This window comes from Klebsiella sp. MPUS7, from assembly GCF_009905335.1.
Lineage (GTDB): Bacteria > Pseudomonadota > Gammaproteobacteria > Enterobacterales > Enterobacteriaceae > Klebsiella > Klebsiella grimontii.
On the sequence record NZ_CP047604.1, the window covers coordinates 1,723,686 to 1,748,249 of the forward strand.

At 59.2% G+C, this 24,564-nt stretch carries 17 protein-coding genes, 1 CRISPR repeat array and 1 riboswitch; of the genes, 8 read left to right on the forward strand and 9 right to left on the reverse strand.

Annotated elements, in window-relative coordinates; translation table 11 throughout:
- Positions 1 to 14 precede the first annotated feature (14 nt).
- Positions 15 to 3,734, reverse strand: coding sequence for a WGR and DUF4132 domain-containing protein (locus GUC22_RS08175; protein ID WP_160183466.1), 3,720 nt, complete (start codon positions 3,732 to 3,734; stop codon positions 15 to 17).
- 141 nt (positions 3,735 to 3,875) lie between these two features.
- Positions 3,876 to 5,909: a methionine--tRNA ligase gene (gene metG / locus GUC22_RS08180; RefSeq protein WP_004138615.1), complete on the reverse strand. Its 2,034-nt coding sequence runs from the start codon at positions 5,907 to 5,909 to the stop codon at positions 3,876 to 3,878.
- Between the two features lie 151 nt (positions 5,910 to 6,060).
- Here metG and apbC point away from each other — a divergent pair, with 151 nt between their 5' ends.
- Both apbC and GUC22_RS08190 read left to right on the forward strand, forming a co-directional pair.
- Positions 6,061 to 7,170 (forward strand): iron-sulfur cluster carrier protein ApbC, encoded by a 1,110-nt coding sequence (gene apbC / locus GUC22_RS08185; RefSeq protein ID WP_004122768.1) that lies wholly within the window; start codon positions 6,061 to 6,063, stop codon positions 7,168 to 7,170.
- A gap of 350 nt (positions 7,171 to 7,520) precedes the next feature.
- Positions 7,521 to 7,850 (forward strand): hypothetical protein, encoded by a 330-nt coding sequence (locus GUC22_RS08190; RefSeq protein ID WP_024359185.1) that lies wholly within the window; start codon positions 7,521 to 7,523, stop codon positions 7,848 to 7,850.
- Positions 7,851 to 7,909: 59 nt separating this feature from the next.
- Here GUC22_RS08190 and GUC22_RS08195 read toward each other — a convergent pair whose 3' ends face one another.
- Entirely contained in the window at positions 7,910 to 8,227 is a 318-nt protein-coding gene (locus GUC22_RS08195; RefSeq protein WP_024359184.1) for an RcnB family protein, read from the reverse strand.
- Positions 8,228 to 8,396: 169 nt separating this feature from the next.
- Between GUC22_RS08195 and GUC22_RS08200 the strand changes: the two genes are divergently transcribed.
- Positions 8,397 to 9,317, forward strand: coding sequence for a LysR family transcriptional regulator (locus GUC22_RS08200; RefSeq protein ID WP_024359183.1), 921 nt, complete (start codon positions 8,397 to 8,399; stop codon positions 9,315 to 9,317).
- 155 nt (positions 9,318 to 9,472) lie between these two features.
- Here the strand turns inward: GUC22_RS08200 and GUC22_RS08205 are convergent, their stop codons facing one another.
- Together GUC22_RS08205 and GUC22_RS08210 are read right to left on the reverse strand one after the other, a co-directional pair.
- Positions 9,473 to 10,816: an NCS2 family permease gene (locus tag GUC22_RS08205; RefSeq protein ID WP_024359182.1), complete on the reverse strand. Its 1,344-nt coding sequence runs from the start codon at positions 10,814 to 10,816 to the stop codon at positions 9,473 to 9,475.
- Between the two features lie 2 nt (positions 10,817 to 10,818).
- Positions 10,819 to 12,630: an adenine deaminase gene (locus tag GUC22_RS08210; protein ID WP_024359181.1), complete on the reverse strand. Its 1,812-nt coding sequence runs from the start codon at positions 12,628 to 12,630 to the stop codon at positions 10,819 to 10,821.
- Between the two features lie 120 nt (positions 12,631 to 12,750).
- Here GUC22_RS08210 and GUC22_RS08215 point away from each other — a divergent pair, with 120 nt between their 5' ends.
- Positions 12,751 to 13,677 carry a LysR family transcriptional regulator gene (locus GUC22_RS08215; protein WP_171820856.1) on the forward strand — a complete coding sequence of 309 codons (927 nt, stop codon included), beginning with the start codon at positions 12,751 to 12,753 and terminating at the stop codon, positions 13,675 to 13,677.
- 176 nt (positions 13,678 to 13,853) lie between these two features.
- A CRISPR array of direct repeats spans positions 13,854 to 14,432; the repeat unit is 29 nt; unit sequence GTGTTCCCCGCGCCAGCGGGGATAAACCG.
- 67 nt (positions 14,433 to 14,499) lie between these two features.
- On the opposite strand, the gene GUC22_RS08220 is transcribed toward GUC22_RS08215, so the two are convergent.
- Positions 14,500 to 16,476 (reverse strand): alkyl/aryl-sulfatase, encoded by a 1,977-nt coding sequence (locus GUC22_RS08220; RefSeq protein ID WP_024359179.1) that lies wholly within the window; start codon positions 16,474 to 16,476, stop codon positions 14,500 to 14,502.
- A gap of 232 nt (positions 16,477 to 16,708) precedes the next feature.
- Positions 16,709 to 16,805: riboswitch (TPP riboswitch) on the forward strand.
- A gap of 34 nt (positions 16,806 to 16,839) precedes the next feature.
- Between GUC22_RS08220 and thiM the strand changes: the two genes are divergently transcribed.
- The 3 genes from thiM (at position 16,840) to fbaB (ending at position 19,611) form a co-directional block, all read left to right on the forward strand.
- Complete coding sequence (gene thiM, locus GUC22_RS08225; protein ID WP_004138623.1) at positions 16,840 to 17,613, forward strand: hydroxyethylthiazole kinase; 774 nt, start codon at positions 16,840 to 16,842, stop codon at positions 17,611 to 17,613.
- Complete coding sequence (gene thiD, locus GUC22_RS08230; protein ID WP_004138624.1) at positions 17,610 to 18,410, forward strand: bifunctional hydroxymethylpyrimidine kinase/phosphomethylpyrimidine kinase; 801 nt, start codon at positions 17,610 to 17,612, stop codon at positions 18,408 to 18,410. The genes thiM and thiD overlap by 4 nt, the downstream gene beginning before the upstream one ends.
- A 148-nt stretch (positions 18,411 to 18,558) precedes the next feature.
- Positions 18,559 to 19,611, forward strand: a complete 1,053-nt coding sequence (gene fbaB / locus GUC22_RS08235; RefSeq protein WP_004103793.1) for a class I fructose-bisphosphate aldolase — start codon at positions 18,559 to 18,561, stop codon at positions 19,609 to 19,611.
- A gap of 197 nt (positions 19,612 to 19,808) precedes the next feature.
- On the opposite strand, the gene GUC22_RS08240 is transcribed toward fbaB, so the two are convergent.
- Positions 19,809 to 21,416, reverse strand: a complete 1,608-nt coding sequence (locus GUC22_RS08240; protein ID WP_160183467.1) for an FGGY-family carbohydrate kinase — start codon at positions 21,414 to 21,416, stop codon at positions 19,809 to 19,811.
- Between the two features lie 30 nt (positions 21,417 to 21,446).
- Entirely contained in the window at positions 21,447 to 22,196 is a 750-nt protein-coding gene (locus GUC22_RS08245; protein WP_024359177.1) for an SDR family oxidoreductase, read from the reverse strand.
- A 256-nt stretch (positions 22,197 to 22,452) separates the two neighbouring features.
- Between GUC22_RS08245 and GUC22_RS08250 the strand changes: the two genes are divergently transcribed.
- Positions 22,453 to 23,454: a substrate-binding domain-containing protein gene (locus tag GUC22_RS08250; protein ID WP_049130873.1), complete on the forward strand. Its 1,002-nt coding sequence runs from the start codon at positions 22,453 to 22,455 to the stop codon at positions 23,452 to 23,454.
- 21 nt (positions 23,455 to 23,475) lie between these two features.
- Here the strand turns inward: GUC22_RS08250 and GUC22_RS08255 are convergent, their stop codons facing one another.
- Positions 23,476 to 24,417, reverse strand: a complete 942-nt coding sequence (locus tag GUC22_RS08255; RefSeq protein WP_024359175.1) for a sugar-binding transcriptional regulator — start codon at positions 24,415 to 24,417, stop codon at positions 23,476 to 23,478.
- Positions 24,418 to 24,564: the final 147 nt, after the last annotated feature.

Sequence of the window (24,564 nt, forward strand, 5' to 3'; positions counted from 1 at the left end):
AAACGTTCCTTGTGTTACTCAAACAGCCCGTCGATATCGTTAATCAATTCGCTGAGGGTGACGTTATCCAGCACCGAAAACGTGGCCTGCTGTTTGCCGTTGCCGCCCCAGCCGTACTGGTGCGCATTTTCGGCACACAGCCATATTTTGCTCAGCAGCTGCTCGGCGCTGAGTTCATCCGGCAGCAACCCGACGGCAAAGCCTTCGTCGATTTCCATCACCAGCGTCCACTGGCCCAGCGGTTTAAGCATCCAGCCAATCCAGCCTGCATCCTGCGGTTCGCCGCGCAGCCAGCCTTTATTCGCCAGCCCTATTACCCGCCCGCTCGGGCATTTGCGCCCGGCCCAGCGGGTCAGCTCGGTGGCCGCCAGTTCGGCGGTCGTCAGGGTGTAGCAGCTGCGGTCAAGCTGGTGGAACGGCGGCAGCAGCTCATAATCGGCGAACAGCTGACCGAAGGCGGCGGCGTCTTCCGCGGGCATTTCCAGCAGATGCGGAAGACCGATTTGGACCGCGCCTTGCGGCAGGGTGAACAGATCGTCATCGGCGTTACCGTAGCTGTTGTCTTCCGCCACGCGGAAGCAGGCCAGCAGCCTGTTTTCGGCGTCGTAGACTCCCCATACCAGGCGGCGGGTGAGGTGGCAGACCAGGGGATGATTAACCAGAAACTGCCGGAAGTTTTCCACCGTCCAGCGGCGACGCTGGCACATGGCGGACTCCATGCGCGCGATTTGCTGGGCGGCAATCGTGCGGGCGTCTTTTTTCAGGGCTTTGTAGCGATTAACGGCCTCGGTAGCCAGCGCCTTATCATCGCTTTTATTCGGCTTCGGCAGGTCCTTAAGGCGGCTGCCGTTTTCATCGCGCACGTACGGCCTGAGGGCTTCATCAAAGCTAATGATAAAGCGCCGCGGGCCGAAATCGAGGGTCAAGGTTCCGTCGGCGTTGAGTCCCAGATCCGGCGCGAGGCGGTCCTCCAGCTCTTCCACGGTCAGCGCGCGGCTTGCGGCGATATGGCCGATTTTCTCTCTGGCGCGCTCCTGCAGGGCTTTGAACTTGAGTTTCCCGGCGATGCCGTTCAGCTGCATCAGGGCGATATCGGTGCCGATGGCGGCGAGAATATCCAGCCCGACGGTAGCGCGTTTATGTTGGGATTCTCCCGGCCAGGCGCGGATCAGCGGGGTGAGCGCGCGGGCGGTATCGTCGTTACCGAAGATGCCGAGCGCGGTAAAGGCCCAGCTCTCTTTCGACGGCGCGCCGGCGGTTTGCCAGGCGCTGAACAGATCCCAGGCGAAGGCGGCGAGTGATGCCACGGTACAGAGATCTTTTACCTGCTGCAGGCCGGGGTAAATACCTTCCTCTGACGGGAAGCGCAGCATTTCGCCGAGCGTTTTTAATGCGTCGTCCGGCAAGGCAAGGCCATTTTCCCGCAGCAGCGGTCGCGCCCACAGCGCGGGCTGATAAAACGCGGGCAGCGGCGGAATTTTCGTCGGATGGTTATCCAGCGGATCGAGCGCCAGTAGCGCGCCGACCGCCGCCATCACCTCCGGCCGATCGTAGCGGCGGGCAACCTGTTCAAGCAGCGGCTGATGACCGTTATCCATCAGCATGCGTATGGCCAGGCGCGCACTGTCCTGCGCTTCGCCCGCTTTGCCGAGAGCGGCGGGCAGCAGGCCGGCAATGGCGTGCTCCGGATAGGCCAGCAGCCACTCGCGCGCCTCTTCGCGCAGCGTTTTCAGCTTGTGAAAGGCGCGGGCGACGATGGGGGCCAGTTCGCTGGCGGCAAACCAGATAGCGACCGGTAAATTCTCCTGCGGATAGCGGGACAGGGCGTGAATAAAACCCGGTAGCCCGGCAAGACGCAGATAGGCCATCACATATTCCCCGCCGGTATGGGGCTCTTTACTCAGCGAGCTCCAGGCATCGGCTGCCCGGCCGGCGGGCAGCGCGGTGAGCATATAAAGATTCCACTCCCCCGGATAAGGGGCGTGGTAAGCGTGGAATTCGGCGATCAGCGCGGGATAATTCTGCCGCCGCCAGGCATCTGCTGCGGCGTCGGAGGCGTGTTCATAGCGATTGTTTTGACGGCTCCAGACCCTGAAACCCAGGCGCGTAAGGTACGCTTTCTCACTCTCCTGTTGGCTCATCTCCACCTGCTGCGCGTACCAGCTCCGCTGGGCGAGAAGCGCGTTGGCCGCCTCTTCCGTCAGCATACAGGCCGGTTCTAAAGCCAGCGGCGTTAAGATTAGCTGAGGGATCGGTGATTTTTTCTTTTTCGCCGTCCACGGGGGCGAAACCAGCACCGGCGGCAGAATATCGGCCCCGGCGCAGTCGACCCGCTGGCTTAACTGCCGTTGGCAGGCTGCCAGCAGCGTTGCGGCCTGCGACGAGAGCCACGGCGAAATTTGCGCCGCCAGCTCCGGCTGCGCGCTCAGCAGGGTCATCAGCATAATGCGCCAGCGCTTCTCTTCTTTCTGCGCCAGCAGTTCGGCCAGCGCCGCCAGCGCCGCGTGCGGGAAGCGGGCGCTGGCGCGGGCCATCCGCTCGTGGCAGCGTTTGCCTTGTTCGCTCACCCGTATCAGCTGCATCAGCGCCTGGGGATGGTTCACGCCGCTTACCCGCTCTCCGCACAGGTCATCGTGAACGTAGGGCGCAAAGCGGGCGATACCGGCGACGCCCTGTTCGCGCATCACCGTCGCGTTCCAGACGCTGCCGTGGTAATAATCGTTAAACAGATTTTCCGTCTGGTAAGGCTCCAGCGCTTTGACCACCTGCGGGTCGCGGGCGACGACCTTCAGCCATTCCGCCGTCTTCACATTTTTGTGCGCCAGTACCCGACGGGCGATATCGTTCACGATATCCTGGCGTTCCGGCAGCAAGAGCGCCACCAGCGGCTGTTGCCCGATGGGCATATCCGGCAACGCGGCGATCAGTTTATCCACGCAGCGCCGCCAGAGCGCCTCATCCGCATGAGCCAGATGGGCGCGCAGGCGCACGTCGAGCAGCGCCGGCCCGCGCGCGCGGGTGGGCTCGGCGCGGAAAGTCACCTGAAGGGTTTGATAATTATAATCAAACTCAATGTGCTGCAGGGCGATAAACATCTCGATGGCATATTCCAGACCGTAAACGTAAACAATCTCGTCCATCAGACAGGCATTATCAGCGCTGCGCCAGCCGCGGCGCGTGGCTACCGCCACCTGAACCGCCAGCGCCGCGGGTGAAAGCGGGCCATCGGTCAGGGCCTGGTTGATGATTTGCTGCCAGTACGCGGAGCAGTCGGCAGAGTTAAAGGTGACGATATTCACTGATTGTTTGTGGATCTCGTTGCCGAGGTCCATCAGTTTGCTATTTTCAGGCGCGGCGATCGGTTTACCGGGAAAGAGGCGAGAAGGGAGCACCTCTTCAAGCAGCTCATCCGATAAAAGCAGTTCGCCATCGTCCGCCAGCCACGGACGGGTGATGTCTGCGGGCGTTGAGGCGTATTCGGGCTGTGGGGCGGCTGGTGGCGATGCGGGTAAGGCAGGCTGCTCGGTGCGAGTATCTTCAACGTAGCCTTTGCGGGTTTTTTCGTTAATCAATTTGACTTCAGCCTTGCTGGCCGCCGCCGCGTCGGCAAAGGTTTTGATCTGGCTCTGCCCGTGTGTGCCAACCTTGCCCCAGCGTAGATGCAGCTCGTGGCCCTGCTGCTCAATCGCCCAGAATTTATGTGATTTTTCGTCCTGATAAATAAAGGTTTTCATCAACGTCCCTGTGTTTTTATCCAGCCTGGCGTTGATGCTAACAGCTATTGACAGGAACACCGAGGGTGGGGGTAGCAAGAATACAATTTTCAGAATTTATAAAATAAAAAAAGCGCTGCCGGAGCAGCGCTTTATGCGTCATTACTTGACCTGCTGGCCCGGCTGGGCGCCGCTGTCCGGGCTGAGCAGGAAGATATCTTTCCCGCCAGGACCCGCGGCCATCACCATGCCTTCAGAAACGCCGAAGCGCATTTTGCGCGGCGCCAGGTTGGCGACCATCACCGTCAGGCGGCCAATCAGCACCTGCGGGTCCGGGTAGGCGGAACGGATGCCGGAGAAGACGTTGCGCTTCTCGCCGCCGAGATCCAGCGTCAGGCGCAGCAGCTTGTCGGAACCGTCCACGAACTCGGCGTTTTCAATCAGCGCGATGCGCATATCGACTTTGGCGAAATCGTCAAAGGTGATGGTTTCCTGAATCGGATCGTCCGCCAGCGGGCCGGTGACCGGCGCTGACAGCGCTTTGACTTCTTCTTTCGACGCTTCGACCAGCGCGTCAACCTGCTTCATCTCAATGCGGTTGTAGAGCGCTTTGAAAGCGTTAACCTTGTGACCGAGCAGCGGCTGCTGGATAGCATCCCAGCTCAGTTCGCCGTTGAGGAACGCTTCGGCGCGGGCGGCCAGCTGCGGCAGGACCGGCTTCAGCCAGGTCATCAGCACGCGGAACATATTCAGGCCCATGGTGCAGATGGCCTGCAGGTCGGCGTCGCGCCCTTCCTGTTTAGCCACCACCCACGGCGCCTGCTCGTCAACGTAGCGGTTCGCCACGTCGGCCAGCGCCATGATTTCGCGGATAGCTTTACCGAACTCCCGGCTGTCCCACGCTTCGCCAATGCTTGTTGCCGCATCGGTAAAGGTTTTATACAGCTGAGGATCGGCCAGTTCGGCGGACAGCATGCCGTCGAAACGCTTGTTGATGAAACCGGCGTTGCGCGAGGCGAGGTTCACCACCTTGTTGACGATATCGGCGTTAACGCGCTGCACGAAGTCTTCCAGGTTCAGGTCGATGTCATCGATACGCGACGAGAGCTTGGCGGTGTAGTAGTAGCGCAGGCTGTCTGCGTCAAAATGATTCAGCCAGGTGCTGGCCTTAATAAAGGTGCCGCGCGACTTGGACATCTTGGCGCCGTTGACCGTCACGTAGCCGTGAACGAACAGGTTGGTCGGTTTGCGGAAGCTGCTGCCTTCCAGCATCGCCGGCCAGAACAGGCTGTGGAAGTAGACGATATCTTTACCGATAAAGTGATACAGCTCGGCGGTGGAGTCTTTCTTCCAGTATTCGTCGAAGCTGGTGGTATCGCCGCGCTTGTCGCACAGGTTCTTGAAGGAGCCCATGTAGCCGATCGGCGCGTCCAGCCAGACGTAGAAGTATTTGCCCGGCGCGTTCGGGATTTCGAAGCCGAAGTACGGCGCATCGCGGGAGATATCCCACTGCTGCAGTCCGGACTCGAACCACTCCTGCATTTTATTCGCCACCTGCTCCTGCAGCGCGCCGCTGCGGGTCCACGCCTGCAGCATTTCGCTGAACGACGGCAGGTCGAAGAAGAAGTGCTCGGACTCGCGCATCACCGGCGTCGCGCCGGAGACAACCGATTTCGGCTCGATAAGCTCGGTCGGGCTGTAGGTCGCGCCGCACACTTCGCAGTTATCGCCGTACTGATCCGGTGATTTGCACTTCGGACAGGTGCCTTTTACAAAACGGTCCGGCAGGAACATGCCTTTTTCCGGATCGTAGAGCTGAGAGATGGTGCGGTTTTTGATAAAACCGTTCTCTTTCAGACGCGTATAGATAAGCTCCGACAGCTCGCGGTTCTCGTCGCTGTGCGTGGAGTGATAGTTGTCATAGCTGATGTCGAAGCCAGCAAAATCGGTCTGATGCTCCTGACTCATTTCGCCAATCATCTGTTCCGGGGTGATACCGAGCTGCTGCGCTTTCAGCATGATCGGGGTGCCGTGGGCGTCGTCGGCGCAGATGAAGTTGACCTCGTGGCCGCGCATTCGCTGGTAACGGACCCAGACATCAGCCTGGATGTGCTCCAGCATGTGGCCGAGGTGGATTGAGCCGTTTGCGTACGGCAGCGCGCACGTTACCAGAATTTTCTTCGCGACTTGAGTCATAGTGGGCATTACATCTTCTATTGTAAAAAGGGGTTTCGATGTTACCGCAAAGGCAATAATTTGGTAAGCCCAAAGCTTATTGTGGGGGAATTATTCCCTTTAAGGTAAACTTAACGCACAAGATTCAACTCACAATAACAAAGGAGTCGGGATGAGTTCGCAATCCCAGGCCAAATCCCCCGAGCGTCTGCGCGCGATGGTCGCCGGGACCCTGGCTAATTTCCAGCACCCAACCCTGAAACATAACCTCACTACGCTGAAGGCGCTGCATCACGTCGCCTGGCTGGACGAGACCGTGCACATTGAAATTCAGATGCCGTTCGTCTGGCATAGCGCGTTTGAGGTGCTCAAGGAGCAGTGCAGCGCCGAGCTGCTGCGCATTACCGGCGCTAAAGCTATTGACTGGAAGCTGACGCACAGCATCGCCACGCTGCAGCGGGTAAAAAATCAGCCCGGCATCAACGGCGTGAAAAACATCATCGCCATCAGCTCCGGCAAGGGCGGGGTGGGTAAATCGTCTACCGCGGTCAACCTCGCGCTGGCGCTGGCGGCGGAAGGGGCGAAAGTCGGCATTCTGGATGCCGATATTTACGGCCCGTCGATTCCGACCATGCTCGGCGCGGAAGATCAGCGTCCCACTTCGCCGGACGGCACCCATATGGCGCCGATTATGAAATTTGGTCTCGCCACCAACTCCATCGGCTATCTGGTCACCGACGACAACGCCATGGTCTGGCGCGGCCCGATGGCCAGCAAAGCGTTAATGCAGATGCTGCAGGAAACCCTGTGGCCGGATCTCGATTACCTGGTGCTGGATATGCCGCCGGGCACCGGTGATATTCAGCTGACGCTGGCGCAAAACATTCCGGTCACCGGCGCGGTGGTGGTGACTACGCCGCAGGATATCGCCCTGATCGACGCCAAAAAAGGTATCGTGATGTTTGAGAAAGTCGAAGTGCCGGTGCTGGGGATTGTGGAAAACATGAGCATGCATATTTGCAGCAACTGCGGACACCACGAGCCTATCTTCGGTACCGGCGGCGCGCAAAAGCTGGCCGAGAAATACCATACCCAGCTGCTGGGCCAGCTGCCGCTGCATATCACCCTGCGCGAAGACCTCGACAAGGGAACGCCGACGGTGGTGGCGCGCCCGGAAAGCGAGTTTACCGAAACCTACCGCCAGCTGGCAGACCGCGTCGCGGCGCAGTTGTACTGGCAGGGCGAAGTTATCCCCGGTGAAATAGCTTTCCGCGCGGTCTGATTTTCCCTCCCTTCTGAACCGTACGGCACGTTGCGCCGTACGGTTTGTTATCGTATCCGCCCCGTTTTCTCTTTCCAAAATAATCACCGCGTGAATGATATAAGCGTTAAATATTACTTGTTTTTATTCACATTTAGCGATGTTGAGATTTGTCAATAAAACATATTGTTAACATTGTTTTCCGCTGGCGGTTGTGCGAGCTTGATTAGCATAGAAGTGAAGTATTTTAATTCGCCGTGACGATGTTTAATTTTGGCTGTGTGATTTGGCGAAACGTGGAAGTTATCAGTACTACGTCAATAAAAACGATGGAAGGAAAGTATAGCCGTAATACATTTCCGGAGTGCATGATGAACAATATTGCTCTAATCGTTAAGTTACGAGAACTGCTGGTTATTTTTATGCATACGCGCACGCTGCCGGAGAAAGCCGCAGACGCGTTACGCTATTGCCAGGAGCATCTCCCGATGGCTGAAATTCCGATTGGTGCTTATGGTGAATACAGTGATATTTTTGAACAGCTTGTTTTTTTATCGGATGAAAAGAGTCGTACTGCCCCGGATGATTTATTGCGTAGCGGCGGCGATTTGATATTAAGTATTTTAATGCTCTATGAGCACGTGGCTTCCGGTATTGCCGTCGAGGAATTTATGCATAAACAAAACCGCTTTAACGGATAGCATTATCGCATCGAAAAACAAAACGCCAGCGGCAGGGATAGCGCGCTGGCGTTCGGCTTTTAGCGATGGTAGAAAATCTCGCCATCATAGATTTTGAGGATTTTTCCCTCGGTTTCGGTAATCAGAACGTAGCTTCCGCCCATATAGGTCCAGCGGGTCCCGGCATCCGGGGCAGGCAAATTGCGCTGCTGCCACTGCTTGATGTTGTATTCTGGCGTGAGGTACAGCGGCGGTACGGTGTCGCCGATGTGGAATTGTTTGAAGTCTGCGGTCACCCCATCCAGCTCATATTTCTGTATACCTTCGCCGGACGCCGCCCACGCTCCGCTGGAGCAGGCCAACAGTACGCCCAGAAGCATCATTTTTGTTTTACGCATAATTTCCCCATTATTATCCTGGACACAAAATCGCAGCCTCGTATGATTCCTGATAGGTCAAGGAAATGGCAAGCATTGGTTTGGTTAAAAGTGTAAGCAAACGGTGATACGGCGACGTTTTTCATCGGGGCGCGTCTGTTTTGAGAATAATCCGGGGTGGGGAGTGGGTATGTTCAGGCTGGAAGATCTGGCATTGTTTGTCCGCGCAGCGGCGTTAAGCAGCTTCAGCGATGCGGCGCGGGAGGCCGGGCTGCAGCCCTCGCAGGTCAGCGCGGCGATAAAGCGTCTTGAAACGACGCTGAATATCCGTCTTTTCGCTCGTTCGACGCGAAGCTTACGCCTGACGCCGGAGGGCGAAACCTGGCTGCCTTATGCCACGCAGATGATCGATACGCTGCACGCCGGGCTGCAAAAAATCCACACGCCGGATGACGAAGTCCGCGGAACGTTACAAATCGCCGTGCCGTCTGACCTTGGGCGCAATTTGCTTCTGCGCGTGTTTCGCGATTTTCGCCAGCGGCATCCTGCGCTGCGCCTGCGGATACTGTTTTCCGATCATCGGACCGACGTGTTTAAAGACCCGGTGGACGTCGCGTTTCGCTACGGCGATAACGACGATGCCTCGTTTATTTCTCTGCCCGTTGCGCCGGATAATCGCCGGGTGCTGGTAGCCTCGCCCGGCTGGATAGCCGAAAACGGCGAACCGCAGACGCTGGAAGATTTGGCCCGACACAACGCGCTGACCTACGTGCTGCGCGGCAGAGCGTTCGACCGCTGGCCGTTGAGCCTGGAGGGGAAAGTCCATCACGTGCAGGTTTCCGGCACTATCGTGAGCGATGACGCCGAGGTGATACGCCGCCTGGCGGTTGCCGGGGAGGGCATCGCCTTCAAGTCTGAACTCGACGTCGGCGATGATATCCGCGAAGGGCGGCTGCGGGTGCTGTTGCCGCACTATCAAGGAGACGTGGTGCCGCTGAATATGATTTGCCCGCACCGTAAACAGCTTTCTCCCGCGGTACGGCTGCTGTATGACGCAGTGAAAGAAGCGTGCGAAGCGGTTAATTCCCGCGCGCCCTCTGCGGGCCGGTAGCACCGCCTGCGGGAACGGTGTCGGGGTGATAAATCGGCGTGGCTTTTTCCCGGTGGCGCTGCGCTGACCGGGCTACGGGTTCACAGCTGTCTGCGGGCCGGGAGCCCGGACAAGGCGCGCCAGCGCCGCCTCCGGGAACACGATTGGCACTAACCTTAATGCTTCACCAGCGTGGCAAAGTAGTACACCAGCGGAATTGCCAGGATCCACAGGCCAATCGGGATTTCTCGCCACTTCCCGGCGATGGTTTTGATCACCACATAAAACAGCAGCCCGCCGGCAATTCCGGTGCCGAAGCTATTGGCAATCAGCGTAATCATCACCATCATCAGCACCGGCAGGCCGTCGGTGAAGTTTGCCAGATCCACTTTGCGCAGGCCGCTGAACATATTCAGGCCGATCAGGATCAGCGCCGGCGCGGTCGCCTCTTTCGGAATCATCAGCGCCACCGGAGTAAACAGCAGCATCAGCAGGAACATCACCGCCGCCGATAGCGCGGTTAACCCGGTTTTGCCGCCGGCTTCCGCGGCCGCCGAGGATTCAATCAGCGCGGTCGCCGCCGGAATGCCCAGCCAGGGGCCAACGGCCGCGGCGATCGAGTCAACCATAAACGGGCGATTGATATGCGGCATATTGCCTTCTTCATCCAGCAGACCCGCTTCGCCGCCCACAGCCAGGGTAGTGCCCATGGTGGAAAAGAACTCTGAAGCGAAGAACACAAACAGGAACGGCAGGAAGGCGATATTCAGCGCGCCCAGCATATCGATTTGCCCCAGCACCGGCGTCAGCGAATGCGGCATATCGATAAAGCTGCCCGGCAGCCTGGTAACGCCCATCGGAATCCCGACCAGGGTGGCAAAGAGAATCGCCCACAGAATCGACCCAGGAATTTTTCTCGCCTGCAGGGCGATGGCCAGAAACAGCCCGCAGAGCGCCACCAGCGCCCCCGGCGAGAGAAAATCGCCGAGCATCAGGGCGTTGGTTTTGGCGTTGGCCAGCACCAGCCCGGCGTTACGGAAGCCCAGCACCGCGACGAACAGCCCGATGGACGCCGTCAGGCCGAGCTTGATCGACTGCGGCACCGAACGGGTCACCACTTCACGCAGGCCGAACTTCGTTAGCAGGAAAAACAGAATCCCCGACCAGCAGGCGATACCGAGACCGACCTGCCAGCCAATGCCTTCGCTGCCCGCCAGCGTGACGCCGACCAGCACCGAGCCGCCGATGCCCGGCCCGACGATAAACGGCAGGTTGGCATAAAACGCCATCAGCAGCGTACCGCCGACGAACACCAGGATCGTGCCGGTGGTTGCCGCGCCTTTATCCATCCCGCCAACCGCCAGCAGGCCGGGGATAACCACCAGCAGATAGGCGGCGGCGAGAAAGCCGGTGATGCCCGCGAGGCATTCGGTGCGCAGCGTACTGCCGCGGGAATACAAGGCAAAACGGCGCTCCAGCCAGCTACCTTGCGCGGATGAGTTAAGGGTATTGTCGGCCATGCTCAGGCTCCCTGATGATTATTGTTGTGTTCTGGGCGTTCCGGGATTTCCCGGCTCTCTATCAGCGGCTCGACTATCTGGCGAGTGCCGCCATCGGTCAAACCTAAATCCGTCAAATGCGGACCGGCATTACAGGCCAGGCAGGTACCCTCAATCGCCTTAAATACGCGGTAGGGCGGCTCCCAGTCGGCGATTTCCGCGCTCAGGTCGCGAAGCTCGCGGAACTGCCGCGCCAGCTCCGTGGCGGGTAAGTCGGAGAGCATCCCGGCAATCGGCATCGCTACGTGGGCGAGGATTTTTCCCTGCTGCGACAGCGCCATGCCGCCGCCGGATTCGATCAGCCGGTTTGCCGCCAGCGCCATATCGTCAGGATCGCGGCCGAGCACCACCAGGTTGTGGGAATCGTGGGAGTAGCTGGTGGCGATAGCGCCGCGCAGTTCGCCCCAGCCCTCTAATAGCGCAATTTGCGGTTTTGCTTCGTGGCGGCCGTGGCGATGCTTAACCCAAATCAGGCTAAATCCGTCCGGGATTTGCACTTTGCCATCGCGGACCTGTACCTCAACCTCTCCCCACTGGGTGAAGCGTGCGCCGCGGATATGCCGCAGGCGGGCGACGCCGTGGCGAATAGCGCCGACGCGAAGGATAAAATCGGCTGGGCTGAGCGGCGGCATCTGTAGGGTATCGCGCGGCGGGGTCACGCCGCTCGCCGACGGAATCGGCTCCAGCAGGGCGCCCGCGCGGGCAATCAGCTTACCGGCGACGTAAACTTCCCGCGCGGCGAGCTTTTCTAATGAATCGAAAACTACCAGATCGGCACGGCGTCCGGCGGCAATCAGCCCCAGATCGTTACGTTGCAGCCGGATCGCCGCGTTTAAGGTGGCGAAACGCAGGACGTCTGTTGCCGGCAATCCGTGCTCAATCAGGAGGTTGAGCAGGGCGATAATGCCGCCTTTTTCCAGCAGCATATCCGGCGGCACATCGTCGGTGCAGACGGTGATTTGCGAGGAGAGATGCGGCAACGATTTCAATGCGTTAACGATATCCGGCAGCAGGTAAGGGTGCGAACCGCGGATCTCTACCGTCAGCCCGGCGCGCAGTTTTTCCAGCGCATCTTCCGCCGAGGTGAGTTCGTGATCGGAGGTGACCCCGGCGGCGAGATAGGCCTGCAGATCCGCGCCGCTCAGGCCGCGCGCGTGGCCTTCAATCAGCTTGCCGCTGTCCAGGCCGGCCTGGATAATCTCCTGCATCCTCTCGCTGCCGTGCAGCACGCCATGCATGTCCATCACTTCGGCGACGCCGCAAACTTCCGGCCAGGCCAGCATGGTGGCCATTTCCGCGCCGGCGAAATCGGCACCGGACATCTCCAGCCCCGGCGTGGACGGCACGCTGGAGGGGGCGGCGACCATCACCTGTAGCGGCAGATGGCGGCTGGCGGCGACGGCGTAGCGCACGCCCTCAACGCCCAGCACGTTGGCCAGCTCGTGCGGGTCCCAGAATACCGCCGTCGTGCCCTGAGCCAGGACGATTTCGGCATAGCGTTCAGGCGGCAGGTGAGAGCTTTCAAGATGGACGTGGGTATCCATCAGCCCCGGAGACAGGAAACACCCCGCCAGCGAGCGGCGTTCGCGGGCATCGGAGCGGCTGCCGCGCGGGTGCACGCTGGCGATCCTATCGCCGACGATCCCGACATCGGCCTCGCGAATTTCGCCGGTGGCCATGTCGACAATCTGCGCGTCGGTTAATAAGAGATCGAAAGGGGATTCTCCGCGCGCGGCCTGCACGGCGCGGCGGCGAGTTTCAGCACTGCTGGACATAACAACTCCGGCACAAGGATAATGGGGATACTCTAGGGGCAGAGCAAACGTTTGCCCAGATGAATAAATTTATCGCCCGATAACCTCGGGTTATTCTGCATGCTCACCGTTGACGAAAACATGATGACCGAACCCTGGCAACGTCTGCCCGCGCTCTCTCTCAAGCAGATTCAGTACTTTGTGACCCTGGCCCAGCTGCGTCACTTCACCGACACCGCTAACCGGTTGGCTATCAGTCAGCCGGCGCTAAGCAGCGCGCTGCGGCAAATCGAGACGGTGCTGGGTGGTAAGCTGGTCAACCGCACCGCCTCGGCGGTCACCTTAACCGAACTGGGGGCGGCGATTTTGCCCCACGCCCGGCGGGTGCTGAGCGTGGCGCAGCTGGCGTTTCAGGATATGCAGCAGATAGTCGAGGCCGGCGGCGACGGTACGGTGCGTATCGGTCTGGTGCCCTCGGTGAGCTCGCTGCTATTTCCTCTGCTGCCGCAAACGCTGGCTCAGGCGTTTCCGCGCCTGAGAGTGGAGTTTCACGATCAGACTAACGACGCCCTGTTTTGCGAGCTGCAGTCGGGAAAGATAGATTTTGCCGTAGGCGCAATAGACCGTTCGTTACCGCCTGAGCTGCAGGTTTATCCTCTGCGCGAAGATCCGTTTGTGGCGGTGCTGCACTGCGACGATCCGCTGGCCGGGCAGCCGCATCTGCCGTGGAAGCTGCTCGCGGGGCGCGATATCGCGGTGTTCTCAAAGGGCAATATTCAGCGCCTGGTCGGCGCGCTGGCGGAGAGCCATCGCCTCACGCTGCAAACGCGTTATCAGGTTGACTATATTGAAACGCTTTACGGCCTGGTGCGTTCCCGGCTGGCGGTGGCGATTCTGCCTGAGCTTTATACCACCCACCTTCAGGATCCGGCGTTAAAGGTGGCGCAACTTCAGCAGCCGGCGCTGACGCGAACCGTGGCGCTGATGCGCGGGCCGCAGCCTCTGCCGCCGCTGATAGAAGCGTGTTTTACATTATTACTGAGTTCGCTGCGGGAAGTGAATCTGTAGAGGCCGTTGCTCTCTCAGCTTGTTGTGGTGAAATGCGAGAGAGGTAACGGAATAGTTTCTTGTGCCTTTTAAAATCAAATAGTTATGGCTCTTTAAAAACATCAATTTGTTGCAAAAATGTCGGTAGATTGTTCTTGGTGGATAAATTTATTATAAAACAATAAGATATGGTTAGTGTGTTCCCCGCGCCAGCGGGGATAAACCGCTCGATATTTGAGTCCTCAGCCAGACCAATGAGTGTTCCCCGCGCCAGCGGGGATAAACCGACAGCGCCATCTGAGCAGGAGGCGATCGATACGTGTTCCCCGCGCCAGCGGGGATAAACCGTTCTTTTGAGCAATACTACCTGAACCGTAAGGGTGTTCCCCGCGCCAGCGGGGATAAACCGGGAGCATTTAAAAATCTGCTGCTGCACGCGCCGTGTTCCCCGCGCCAGCGGGGATAAACCGAAATCCGCAGCCGCCGCGAAGTCGTTCGCGTGTGTGTTCCCCGCGCCAGCGGGGATAAACCGGTTATATCCCTTACCCAGGCTTCAAAAAGTTGGTGTTCCCCGCGCCAGCGGGGATAAACCGTGCGCGCGCTTCTTCTTCATCCGCTCCTTTGGGTGTTCCCCGCGCCAGCGGGGATAAACCGGGGCGGCCGGTAGTCGTCCTTTCCAATAATGAGTGTTCCCCGCGCTAGCGGGGATAAACCGAACAGCCCACAAAACTTTTTGCATGGAGCCGCGTGTTCCCCGCGCTAGCGGGGATAAACCACAGTCAATGTTTCCCGAACATGGTTCTAAAGAGTGTTCCCCCGCAGCTGGCCGCCGCGGGGGCTGATTTACGGCGTCACGATATTGAACCAGAACTCAAATTTATCCATATAGCCCAGCATCTCATCCAGCTTCGCGCCATCGCCGGTCACTTTCACTTCACCCTTATCTTGCGCCTGTTTTAGCGTTTCCTCTTTCAGGATGATTTTGTTCAGCGTGGCGCGTTCCAACGCAATGGTAGCATCCGCGTCCTTGGCTTCGGCATCGGCGGTGTGGTTGAGCACGCCGTTTTCCAGCTCCAGCTTATATTTACCGCCATCGTTACCCAGGTCGATATTGAACACCGCTTTGGCGGTTCCGGCTTTCTCACCATTAATATGCACCGCAAGGTAATCGAAGAACATTTCCGGGGTCATCGCCCGTACGGTATCCGGGCTGGCGGTGTTCGGCGTCGGGCCTTTCACTACGCCGTTGCGTAGCTCCTGAGCGCCGGTCAGGTAGAAATTACGCCACGGTCCTGATTCCGCCTGATAGCCCAGCTGCTCCAGGGCATCGGCTTCCAGATTGCGCGCCTCCAGATTACCAGGATCGGCGAAGACAATTTTACTCACGACCTGCGCTACCCAGCGATAGTTGCCCTGGTTGTAGTCCTCTTTGGCTTTCTTGAGGATAGCGTCGGCGCCGCCCATATAATCAACGAATTTCTTCGCCGCTTCTTCCGGCGGCAGTTCATCCAGCGTAGCCGGGTTGCCGTCGAACCAGCCGAGGTAGAGGACGTAAGTCGCTTTTACGTCATGGCTGACGGAACCGTAGTAGCCGCGGTTGGCCCAGGTGTTGGCCAGGCTGTCCGGCAGCTTGAATTTGGCGGCGATCTCATCGCGGGTCAGGCCCTCGTTGGCCATGCGCAGGGTCTGGTCATTGATGTATCGATACAGATCGCGCTGGCTCTTCAGCAGGTTAACCACGTTCTCATTGCCCCAGGTCGGCCAGTGGTGCTGGGCCATAATGATTTCGGCCTTGTCGCCCCAGCGTACGATGGCGGCGTTGATATATTTCGACCACGGCAGCGGTTCACGAATTTTCGCTCCGCGCAGCGAGTAGGTGTTATGCAGGGTGTGGGTGACGTCTTCTGCGGATTCAATCAGCTTCTTCTCTTCGATATACCACAGCATTTCCGACGGTGCTTCTGAGCCCGGCGCCAGCATAAAATCGTAGGTCAGCCCGTCGATGGTCTCTTTCTGACCATCTTTCTCGATGATATTGGTGGGAGCAATCAACGTGACGGTGCCGGCGGAGGTCGTGGTGCCGAGGCCTGCGCCAACCTGGCCGGTGGCATCCGGTTTCAGCAGGTTGCCGTACATATAGCTGGCGCGGCGGCTCATTACGTTCCCGGCCATAATGTTTTCAGCAACGGCGGCTTCCATAAAACCGGAAGGCGCGTAGATTTTGACTTTACCGGATTTCACATCGGCTTCATCGACCACGCCGCGAACGCCGCCGTAATGATCGACGTGGCTGTGGGTGTAGATCACCGCAACGACCGGCTTATTGCCGCGATTTTTGTAATACAGATCCATTCCGACCTTTGCGGTCTCCGCCGATACCAGCGGATCGACAACGGTGATGCCTTCTTTGCCTTCGATAATGGTCATGTTGGAGAGATCGAGGTTGCGGATCTGGTAAACGCCTTCGGTCACTTCAAACAGGCCGCTAATATTGATCAACTGGGATTGACGCCAGAGGCTGGGGTTGACCGTATCCGGCGCCTTTTCACCCTCTTTAACAAAGTTGTACTGCTGCGGGTTCCAGATAACGTTGCCCTGTTCGCCTTTAATCACCTCCGTAGGGAGCGCGGCGATAAAGCCTTTATGCGCGTTGGTAAAGTCGGTGTTATCGGAGAAGGGAAGCTGTTTGTACAGCGCGTCGTTTGCCTGTTTGGTTGCCGCGGCGGCTGCTTTGGGAGACGTTTCGGCCCAACTGGTCATGGGGAGGGTCGAAATGATTCCTGCCAGAGCCAGACTTATCATAATCGGTGTTAATTTCATCGGAATCCTCATGGGTTTACGCTGATTCACTCGTTAATTTCGATATGACGCCGGGTTACATCCTGTAACGCCTCCTAAACTATAAACACGTATCTGAAAAAGTGTTTATTTTGTTAATTATTTGATTTCTTATTGTTAAATTCAGATCGGCGTGCGCTCCTCTAACCGCGCCAGGCCAGCTTGCGTTGTCCCGCGACTTACCGTAACCTGCCCGCTGAGAACGTTTTTATCTCTCAATGACTCGGGGTGCCCTTCTTTGTGAAGGCTGAGAAAAACCCGTACCACCTGATCTGGATAATGCCAGCGTAGGGAAGTCAGAGACCGCAGGGTCGTCGCTTCTTCATCGCCTGGCGGGAGCAAACGATGTCTGACCTGCTGAACCCCGCGCATATCGCCCATCTGCGGCACCTTTTTCACCGTCATTCCCCTCTTGTGCACTGCATGACGAACGACGTGGTGCAGACCTTTACCGCCAACGTCCTGTTAGCGATTGGCGCATCCCCGGCGATGGTTATCGACCCGGACGAAGCCAGCCAGTTTGCCGCTATTGCCGATGCGCTGCTGATTAATGTCGGTACGCTGACCGTCGAACGCGCGGCGGCGATGCGTGCGGCGGCGCATAGCGCAACGCAGGCGGGCAAGCCCTGGGCGCTGGACCCGGTGGCGGTCGGCGCGCTGACCTTACGGACAGAATTTTGCCGGGAGCTGCTGGCGCTGCAGCCTGCCGCTGTTCGCGGTAATGCCTCGGAAATTATGGCCCTGGCCGGAATGAGCGGCGGCGGGCGCGGTGTCGATACCACCGATACCGCCGCCGCAGCGCTGCCCGCGGCGCAGGCGCTGGCCCGCCAGTTGAATACCGTGGTCGCGGTCACCGGCGAGGTCGATTACATCACCGATGGCCAGCGCACGCGCGCGGTCACCGGCGGCGATCCGCTAATGACCCGGGTAGTCGGCACCGGCTGCGCGCTATCGGCGGTGGTTGCCGCCGCTGCGGCGATGCCCGGCGATCGGCTGGAGAACGTGGCCGCGGCCTGCGGTCTGATGAAGCTGGCGGGGGGAAAAGCGGCGCGGCAAGGCGGCCCCGGCAGCTTTACTCCCGCCTTTCTCGATGCGCTCTACGCGGGAGGTGACCTGTGAAACGAATTAACGCGTTAACCATCGCCGGCACCGACCCGAGCGGCGGCGCTGGGATCCAGGCGGATCTCAAAACCTTCTCGGCGCTGGGCGCTTACGGCTGCTCGGTCATCACCGCGCTGGTGGCGCAAAACACCCGCGGCGTCCAGTCGGTGTACCGTATAGAGCCTGATTTTGTCGCCGCGCAGCTCGATTCGGTCTTCAGCGATGTGCGCATCGATACCACCAAAATCGGGATGCTGGCGGAAACCGATATCGTCGAGGCGGTGGCGGAACGGCTGGCGCGCTACCGGATAACCAACGTGGTGCTGGATACCGTCATGCTGGCAAAAAGCGGCGATCCGCTGCTCTCAGCCTCGGCGGTGGAGACGCTGCGCCAGCGCCTGCTGCCGCAGGTGTCGCTGATCACCCCGAACCTGCCGGAGGCGGCGGCGCTGCTGGATGCGCCACATGCCCGAACGGAAAAGGAGATGCTGGAGCAGGGCAGAGCGCTGCTGGGAATGGGCTGCGGAGCGGTATTAATGAAGGGCGGCCATCTTGATGATGCGGAAAGCCCTGACTGGCTCTTTACCCGCGACGGGGAGCAGCGCTTTACCGCGCCGAGAGTCCAGACCAAAAACACCCACGGTACCGGCTGTACGCTGTCGGCGGCGCTGGCGGCGCTGCGTCCGCGTTACGATGATTGGGGGCGAACCGTGGAGGAAGCCAAGGGCTGGCTCTCTGCGGCGCTGGCGCAGGCCGATTCGCTGGAAGTGGGGCACGGCATCGGTCCGGTCCACCATTTCCACGCCTGGTGGTAACCGGCAAGACAACGTGTCAGCAGACTATGCTGAAAAAATAGGCTCCCGGCTGGAAAATATGCTGAGTCGGTACCAGGCTTAACCTGCCCAAAATAATTGGGTTGGGAAAACGCATGCCGGTTTCGACCGGCACTTACGGGAGATAGCTATGACTGATATTACGCAGTTGCTTGGCAAAGATGCCGACACGCTTTTACAGCACCGCTGTATGACGATTCCAGCCGACCAGCTCTATTTACCGGGGGCGGATTATGTCGATCGGGTGATGGTGGATAACAATCGTCCGCCGGCGGTGCTGCGTAATATGCAAACCCTGTATAACACCGGCCGCCTGGCGGGAACCGGGTATCTGTCGATCCTGCCGGTCGACCAGGGCGTAGAGCATTCTGCTGGCGCCTCTTTTGCCGCCAACCCGCTGTACTTTGATCCGAAAAATATCGTCGAACTGGCCATTGAGGCCGGTTGTAACTGCGTGGCCTCCACCTATGGCGTGCTGGCCTCGGTGTCGCGCCGCTATGCGCACCGCATCCCCTTCCTGGTCAAACTGAACCATAACGAGACGCTGAGCTACCCGACCGAATACGATCAGACGCTGTACGCCAGCGTTGAGCAGGCATTCAATATGGGCGCCGTGGCGGTCGGGGCGACGATCTATTTCGGTTCCGAGCAGTCTCGTCGGCAAATCGAAGAAATCTCCGCTGCGTTTGAACGCGCGCACGAGCTGGGCCTGGTGACCGTGCTGTGGGCCTATCTGCGTAATTCGGCATTTAAGAAAGATGGCGTCGACTACCATGTTTCCGCTGACTTAACCGGCCAGGCCAACCACCTGGCGGCGACCATCGGCGCGGATATCGTGAAGCAGAAAATGGCGGAAAATAACGGCGGCTATAAAGCGGTGAACTTCGGCTATACCGATGACCGGGTTTACAGCAAGCTCACCAGCGATAATCCGATCGATCTGGTGCGTTACCAACTGGCGAACTGCTATATGGGCCGCGCCGGGCTGATTAACTCCGGCGGCGCGGCGGGTGGCGAAACCGATCTTTCCGACGCGGTGCGCACGGCGGTTATCAATAAGCGCGCGGGCGGCATGGGGCTGATCCTGGGACGTAAGGCGTTTAAAAAATCGATGGCCGACGGCGTGAAGCTGATCAATGCCGTGCAGGATGTCTATCTGGACGGCAAAGTCACTATCGCTTAAGCACTCGCGTCGTCTGCCTTCCCCGGCGGCGCTGCGCTTGGCCGGGCTACCGGTTCACCGCCGTCTGAGGATCGGAGCCCGGACAGGCGCGTCAGCGCCGCCTCCGGGAAGCTATGCAGAGCAGGGTGACCGGTTCACCGCCGTCTGCGGGCCGGTAGCCCGGACAGGCGCGTCAAGCGCCGCCTCCGGGATCCCGCTTATTCGCGAATCAGCCGCGCCGTGTGCTGTAGCGTTTTATACGCTTCATAGCGCCGCTGATGCTCGGCGCTATACTGCGCAACGCAGCGATAGGTTTTATCCACCCGCGTAAACTGCTTCATCGCTTCCGGCAGTGAAGGGGCGACTTTACCTGCTACCGCGCCGAGGATGGCCGAACCTAACAGCACCGGCTCGCTGCTGGCGGTGCTAACTACGGTAACGCCGCAGGCATCGGCTAATAGCTGGCGCACCAGCGGATGCTGCCCGGCACCGCCGCTAATGATGATATTCTCGCTGCGGATGCCGCACGTCTTCTGCGCGTCAATAATCTGCCGCAGGCCGTAACCGATCCCGCACAGCCCGGCGACGTAGAGCGCCATCAGGTTGTCCAAATCCCGTTCCATCCCCAGTCCGGCGATAATCGCTTTCGCATGCGGGTCGGCCAGCGGCGCCCGATTACCTAAAAATTCAGGCACCACGTGCAGCCCGGCGGCGAGGTTAACCGCCGCAGAAGGAGTTTCCACCTGCGCCAGCACGCGATCCGCCAGCCAGACCGGCAGCGGGAGGCCTGCGGATTTCGCCCGGTCGCGAGCCTCCGCCGCAGCCGGATGGAAGCTCAGCAACTGGTCGATGGCCGCCCCGGCCGCGCTCTGTCCGCCTTCGCTCAGCCACAATCCCGGTACCATCGCCGAATAGTAAGGACCCCAGACGCCGGGCACGAACACCGCTTCCTGAGTGGAAGTCATGGTGCAGGAGGAGGTGCCGAAGACGTAGGCCATATTGTTGACCGCGCCGTTCAGCACGCCGACGGTGCCGATGCCGCCCGCGTGGGCGTCGATCATACCGACCGCCACCGGGGTACCGACCGGCAGGCCCATCTCCTCTGCCGCCGTGGCGCAGAGGCCGTCGCCGCAGGGGGTTCCCGGATCGACAATCCGCTGGCCGATGCGGACAAAATCTTCATCCGCCAGCTCTTCGAGGCCAATCTGGCGGAAGTACCCGGCGTCCCAGCGTTGTTCATGCGCCAGGTAGGTCCATTTACAGGTCACGGTACACGCCGAGCGGGCTAAATCGCCGCTTGAGCGCCAGGTCAGATAATCCGCCAGATCGAAAAAGTGGCGCGCCTGCTGGTAAATGTGCGGGCGGTTCTCCTTCAGCCAGAGAATTTTCGGCGTTTCCATCTCCGGCGAGATTTTGCCGCCAACGTACTGCAGCACCGGGTGGCCCGTGGCGTTAATTTTTTCCGCCTGGCCAGTGGCGCGATGATCCATCCAGACGATAATGTTACGGTCCGCATCTTCCGAAGGCCCGACCGCCAGCGGCGCGTCGTTTTCGCCGATCACCACCAGCGAGCAGGTGGCATCGAAGCCGATACCGGCAATTGACGATGGAGCGACCCCGGCGCTGGCCACCGCCGTTTTAATGCAGTAGCACACCGCCTGCCAGATCTCGCGGCTCGACTGTTCCACCACATTTCCGGCACTGCGAAACAGGGTAATTTCCCGGGTCGCGTGGGCGACAAGGTCGCCCCGCAGATTGAACACCCCAGCGCGAACGCTGCCCGAACCGACATCGACGCCAATAATATGTTGCGTATCGCTTTGCATAAAATCCTCTCACACAGGCTGGTTGAACGGTCAGAGATCGACGCTGTTAGGCAGAATCACGATGTCGCGTACGGTGACGTTTTTCGAGCGCGTGACCATAAACAGTATCGACTCGGCCACTTCAATCGGCTGCATCAGGCTGCCGTTGGCCAGCGCTTCGTCCATTTTTGCTTTTGGCCAGTCGTCCAGCAGGGCGGTGACCACCGGACCCGGCAGCACGGCGCCGACGCGCACGCCGTACTGGGAAACCTGGCGACGGGTGGTATGCACAAACGCCTGGACGGCAAATTTCGACGCGGTATAGATAGGTTCCCAGATCACCGGCACCACGCCCGCGATAGAGCTGGTGAAGATAATGTCGCCGGATTTTTGCGCGATAAGATGCGGCAGGACGCTGCGCACGCAGCGGAAGGCGGCGTTGATGTTGAGATGCAGCACGCGGTCCCATACGTCCGGGTCGCCTTCAGCCACCGGCCCGCCGATATAGGCTCCGGCGTTGGCGTGGAAAATATCGAGACGTCCGGCAAGGCGTAAAATGCCCTGCAGCAGGTTATCAACCTGTTCCGCCTGCATCAGGTCAACCTGCAGGGCGAAGGCGTTTTCGCCTAGTTCAGCGACGATTTTGTTGAGCTTCTCGCCTTCGCGGTCGATAAGCACCACTTTAGCGCCAGCCCCGAGCAGGGTTTTCGCGCATTCGAGGCCGATACCGGATGCCGCGCCGGTGATAGCGGCGACTTTACCGCTGAGGGAAGTATTCATAGAGGAGACAGAGTGGTTCATTTTATAATCCTTTACAGAGTCAGTTGGCGCTAACGAACACGAGGGCATCACGTTCGACGCCAGGGGCGAAAACTTGTTAAGGTATTGAATATGAGCCTCATTATTTGATGTTCGCTGGAATATTAACGCTCAATGCGTGAAGGCTCCGGCGGGTAAAATGCAAGCTCAATCGATGAAGCTCATGTTGCTCCAGCTTCATCGATTGAGCAAGTGGGGAAATTAACAGCGAAATGATTTTGTGACGCAAGTTGGAAAAATGAAGAAAATCACGATTTACGACCTGGCGGAACTCTCCGGCGTTTCGGCGAGCGCGGTCAGCGCCATTCTTAACGGCAACTGGAAAAAGCGCCGCATCAGCGCGAAGCTTGCCGAAAAGGTCACGCGGATTGCCGAAGAGCAGGGATATGCCATCAACCGCCAGGCCAGCATGCTGCGCAGTAAAAAATCGCACGTCATTGGCATGATTGTCCCCAAATACGATAACCGCTATTTCGGTTCAGTCGCTGAGCGTTTTGAGGAGATGGCCCGCGAGCGCGGCCTGCTGCCGATCATTACCTGTACGCGCCGTAGCCCGGAGCTGGAAATTGAAGCGGTAAAAGCGATGCTCTCCTGGCAGGTTGACTGGGTGGTGGCGACCGGGGCGACCAACCCGGATAAAATTACCGCCTTATGCCAGCAGGCGGGGGTTCCGGTGGTTAATCTCGACCTGCCGGGTTCTCTTGCGCCATCGGTGATTTCGGATAACTACGGCGGCGCGAAGGCGCTGACGCATAAGATCCTCGCCAACAGCGCCGGGCGTCGTGGGACGCTGGCGCCGCTGACCTTTATCGGCGGACGCAGCGGCGACCATAATACCAGCGAGCGTTTACGCGGCTTTCACGATGCGCACCGGGAGCAGGGGCTGAGCGTGCCGCAGGAGAACATCCTGGCGCCCGGTTATTCGAAAGGTAAAGTCGAGGCCTGCCTACAAGCGCGGTTTGGCGCCGCGAAGACCTCATTGCCGGGGATATTTGTCAACTCGACGATATCGCTGGAAGGAGTGGTGCGTTGGCTATCGCAGGCGGGATTGACCGGCAGCGAGCAGCCGCCGATGGGCTGCTTTGACTGGGACCCGTTTGTCTATCTGCTGGGGCACGATATCGACATGGTGCAGCAGGACGTGCCGGCGATGCTGGAAGCGGTGTTTCAGATTATCGATTCCGGCGATGCCAGCCAGCAGCGGATTGAAATCCCGCCGCTGTTGATGAGCAGCCGCTGAGCCGCTTGCTGGCGGTTGACGTTAGCGCGTCAGCAGCCAGCGGGCGGTATGTTCATCGGTCACCAGGCCATTGATCCAGCCGCCTTTAAGCGCCGCCAGAATCGCCGGACGTTTGTACTCGCCGCACGCCACCGCGATACGCGGACACTGGTTCTGGCGAATGTCATAGCTGGTAATCATTCTGTTGATTTCGCTGTCAACCACGCCGCCTTCGGCATCGATAAAGCGCCCCATGATCTCGCCGATGCCGCCGCGGGCGGTCAGCTCATCCATCTGCGCCTGATTGATAAAGCCGTCTTTGAAAATCGGGCTTTGGGTACCTAATGGCCCAATGCCGACAAAAATAACGTCCGCCCGGCGGGCGACGGCGGAAACGCTGCAAAACAGCCGGCTGGTGCACCACATGTCGTACTCCTCCTGGGTCTGCGCGTAGCGCGGCGCGGGCCACTGATAGTACTTGGCCTTAATTTTGCTGGTCAGCAGCAGCGGGACGTCATCGTAATAGTTGCACTGGCCGTCGGCGTCCATGGCGCTGATCAGCGCCACGCAGCGGGTATTCTGGCTATCGAAATCGATGCGCTGCAGCGCTTTTTTCAGGGTCAGGCCGGAACCCAGGCCGATGATTTTCTCTTTATCATCCTGCAGATAGCGGGCCATCAGCTGATAGCAGCCGAACGACACGCTATCGAGGGTGCTTTCTTCGTTAAAGGCGGGCACGATATTGCACTCGATAAGCCGGTACTTCTCCTGCAGCAGCTGCGCGTAATCGAGGCAGTTAGCCACCGGATGGTGCAGGCTAATCGACACGATCCCTTCTTCTTTCGCGGCGGCGATCAGCCGCTGCACCACCGGCCTCGAGGTGCCAAGCTGGCTGGCGATTTCGCTCTGATTCTGCCCGGCGATGTAGTACATCCACGCGGCGCGGACCTTCTGATCCAGCCGGATATCGTCTTCTTTGCTCATGGTTTCCCGCCCTAAGTTGCTGGCCGCGGCGATAATTTCACCCGGCGAATACCCGCATTCTGGCCGTGGTCGGGATAACTGGCAAGCTTTTGCTCTTTTCTGGTCATTTGTAATTTTATTGGGTAATTGTTCTTTTGTGATCCATGG